Annotated in this window: 1 protein-coding gene; it reads right to left on the bottom strand. The window is 50.6% G+C overall.

All coding sequences use genetic code 11. The features are described 5' to 3' along the window. The coding region (locus Dpoa2040_RS08095; RefSeq protein ID WP_168640935.1) for a transposase at positions 1-98 on the bottom strand (98 nt) is incomplete at its 3' end. Between the last annotated feature and the right edge of the window lie 145 nt (positions 99-243).

Below are 243 nucleotides of genomic sequence, written 5' to 3' on the forward strand. Positions count from 1 at the left end.
CCCAGTCGCTCGGATACGTCGGCAACGGAATAGCCGCGTTCCGTGATTTGACGGACGGCCTCTTCTTTAAATTCAGGTGTAAATCGTGGTGTGCCCATATGCTCTTCCTATGCTCAAACTATAGAGCAGGATCGTCTACCGGGGCGGGGTCAGTCCACATACTTTGCCTGTCTCCGCTGTTGGAGTGAACATACCAAAACAGGCAATTACACAATTCTAATTACAGTCTCCAGGCGTACGAAC

Origin of the sequence: Dickeya sp. CFBP 2040 (assembly GCF_012273755.1) — a bacterium.
Lineage (GTDB): Bacteria > Pseudomonadota > Gammaproteobacteria > Enterobacterales > Enterobacteriaceae > Dickeya > Dickeya poaceiphila.